Origin of the sequence: Hydrogenophaga sp. (assembly GCF_041633695.1) — a bacterium.
Lineage (GTDB): Bacteria > Pseudomonadota > Gammaproteobacteria > Burkholderiales > Burkholderiaceae_C > Hydrogenophaga.
This window is the reverse complement of sequence record NZ_JBFJMY010000571.1, coordinates 1-2,356: the sequence shown is the minus strand read 5'-3', so window position 1 is coordinate 2,356 and position 2,356 is coordinate 1. Positions and strand designations below refer to the sequence as shown.

Genomic DNA, 2,356 nt, shown 5'->3' with positions numbered 1-2,356 from the left:
GGCGAACGCACCCCGCGCTCCGGGACGGGCTCCTGCGAGAGGGGTTCGCCTCGATGCCTTAGTAGAGCTGCCCGGATTTCTTGTACGTGACGAGCTTCTCGGCGGGCGTCCACCGCTGGCCCCAGTGCCGTAGGGCCCACAACAGCCAGCGCAGACCGGGGGTCAGTGGCGCCTGGGTGGGGCTGGGGGTTTCGGGGGTGGTCATGGGTGGGCGGTGTGGGGGTGCCAGGTGGCTGAAGCCAACTACCACGCATGATAGGGCGGCTGGCGGGCGCGGGCGCGGGCGACAAGCCCTTTCCTTGGACGGGCATGTCGTCCGGTGGCAGCGCGGCTGGGCGCAAAAGCCCACAATCGTGGCCATGACTGCTTTGCAAAACATCCGATATTCCTTGCTCGATCTGGTGGCCGTGCGCGAGGGCGGCAGCGTGGCCGACGCGCTGGCCGTGGCGGTGCGCACCGCGCAGCACGCCGAAGCGCTGGGCTTTACCCGCTACTGGGTGGCCGAACACCACAACATGAGCGGCATCGCCAGTTCGGCCACCGCCGTGCTGGTGGGTCACCTGGCGGGCAGCACCCAGCGCATGCGGGTGGGCTCGGGCGGCATCATGCTGCCCAACCACGCGCCGCTGGTGGTGGCCGAGGCCTTTGGCACTTTGGCCGAGCTGTACCCGGGCCGCATCGATCTGGGCCTGGGCCGCGCGCCCGGCACCGACCCCATGACCATGCGCGCGCTGCGCCGCGACCGCGTGGAGTCGGAGCAAGACTTTCCGCGCGACGTGGCCGAGTTGCAGCGCTTGCTGGGTCCGGTGCAGCCGGGCCAGCGCCTGGTGGCCATGCCGGGTGCGGGCACCGAGGTGCCGATCTGGTTGTTGGGCTCCAGCCTGTTTTCGGCGCAGCTGGCGGCGGAGCGCGGCCTGCCCTACGCCTTTGCCTCGCACTTCGCACCCCGGTTTTTGTTGCAGGCGCTGGACTTGTACCGCAGCAATTTCAAGCCCTCGGCACAACTGGCCAAGCCCTACACCATCGTCGGCGTGCCCTTCGTGGGCGCACCCACCGACGACGAAGCGCAGTACCTGGCCAGCAGCACCTACCAGCGTGTGCTGGGCATCCTGACCGGGCAACGCGGCCAACTGCCGCCGCCGGTGCAGGGTTTCATGGAACGCATCGACGGGCCATCCAAAGCCGCCATTACCGACTTCCTGGCCTGCGCCGTGGTCGGTGGGCCGCAGACGGTGCAGACGGGGCTGCAGCAGCTGGCCGAGGTCACCGAGGCCGACGAGTTCATGCTGGTGAGCGATCTGTTCGACCCGGCGCTGCGCCTGCGCTCGCTGGATATCGCGGCGCAGGCCATGGGTCGGACAACCGGCTGAACGTACACTGCACGGCCGATGGGCCACCGCTGAGGCGGCGGGACGACCAGCGGCGCCCGCTCACTTTGGAACCAACCATGCCCCGTGCCATCCTCGACGAATCCCACATCCACCCCGCCATCCGCGACAAAGTGGCCCAGCACCAAAACGCCATCGTGGCCGAGGTGATGAACGCCGTGCAGGGCAACGACGTGGTGGTCGTGGGCATGGGCATGAACCCCATGTGCAAGAAGGCGCGCCAAGCGCTGGATGCCGCCGGGCAAGCCCACCAATACCTGGAATACGGTAACTACTTCAACACCTGGCGCCGCCGCAACGCGCTGAAAATGTGGACCGGCTGGCCCACCTTTCCCATGGTGTTTGTCAAAGGCACGCTGGTGGGCGGCGCGCAAGAGTTGCGCGCGCTGATCGGCCGCGGCGAATTGAAAACGCTGCTGGCATAAGGCTTTGAACGTGTTGATGGCGAGCTTGATCTCGCCATCGGGCTTGCCGCTGTATGGGACGCCGTGCAGAGCCCGGGCAGTTCCGGTCGGCCGGCTTTTCGGAGCAGGGTTCGGGGCCTCAGGCATGACGGAGCTTTCAGGCTCAACCGCACAAGCACTGGTTGCCAACGCCGCAAGTCCTGAGCGGGTGTTTTGCACGCCAGCCAGTGGGGGTGTGCGGCTTGCCGCGTATGCCGGGTCAACGCGTGCACGGTGTCAGGGCCGGGTCGTGAGGTCGGCCAGTGTTTGTAGCAGCAGCGGCACCGCCACCGGCTTGAACAGCACGGGCACGCCGGCGTCGCGAACGCTTTGCAATCGGTGTGGTGCGGTTTCACCGGTCACCAGCAAAAAGGGCAGCGCTGGGTCGAACTTCGCGCGCAAGCGCCGGGCCGCTTGCAGGCCGTCGGCACCCTCGGCCAGGCGGTAGTCGCAGATCAAGGCCGCAAAGGGCTGCTGCCGCAAGGCGGCTTGTGTGAAGGCGGCTTCGGCAGCGGCTTCATCGGC

3 protein-coding genes and 1 pseudogene are annotated in these 2,356 nt (G+C 67.7%); 2 read left to right on the top strand and 2 right to left on the bottom strand.

Going from position 1 to position 2,356, the window contains the following annotated elements:
* Positions 1-58: 58 nt before the first annotated feature.
* Entirely contained in the window at positions 59-205 is a 147-nt protein-coding gene (locus ABYB95_RS21825) for a hypothetical protein (protein ID WP_372661899.1), read from the bottom strand.
* A 154-nt stretch (positions 206-359) separates the two neighbouring features.
* Between ABYB95_RS21825 and ABYB95_RS21820 the strand changes: the two genes are divergently transcribed.
* Positions 360-1,370: an LLM class flavin-dependent oxidoreductase gene (locus ABYB95_RS21820; protein WP_372661896.1), complete on the top strand. Its 1,011-nt coding sequence runs from the start codon at positions 360-362 to the stop codon at positions 1,368-1,370.
* A 77-nt stretch (positions 1,371-1,447) separates the two neighbouring features.
* Positions 1,448-1,813 carry a glutaredoxin domain-containing protein gene (locus ABYB95_RS21815; RefSeq protein ID WP_372661894.1) on the top strand — a complete coding sequence of 122 codons (366 nt, stop codon included), beginning with the start codon at positions 1,448-1,450 and terminating at the stop codon, positions 1,811-1,813.
* Positions 1,814-2,068: 255 nt separating this feature from the next.
* Here ABYB95_RS21815 and ABYB95_RS21810 read toward each other — a convergent pair.
* Positions 2,069-2,356: pseudogene (locus tag ABYB95_RS21810) on the bottom strand (hybrid sensor histidine kinase/response regulator); the annotation flags it as partial.

Bases quoted from the DNA above. Each gene is read 5' to 3' on its own strand.
- ABYB95_RS21825 (WP_372661899.1), bottom strand. From the start codon at position 205: ATGACCACCCCCGAAACCCCCAGCCCCACCCAGGCGCCACTGACCCCC.
- ABYB95_RS21820 (WP_372661896.1), top strand. From the start codon at position 360: ATGACTGCTTTGCAAAACATCCGATATTCCTTGCTCGATCTGGTGGCC.
- ABYB95_RS21815 (WP_372661894.1), top strand. From the start codon at position 1,448: ATGCCCCGTGCCATCCTCGACGAATCCCACATCCACCCCGCCATCCGC.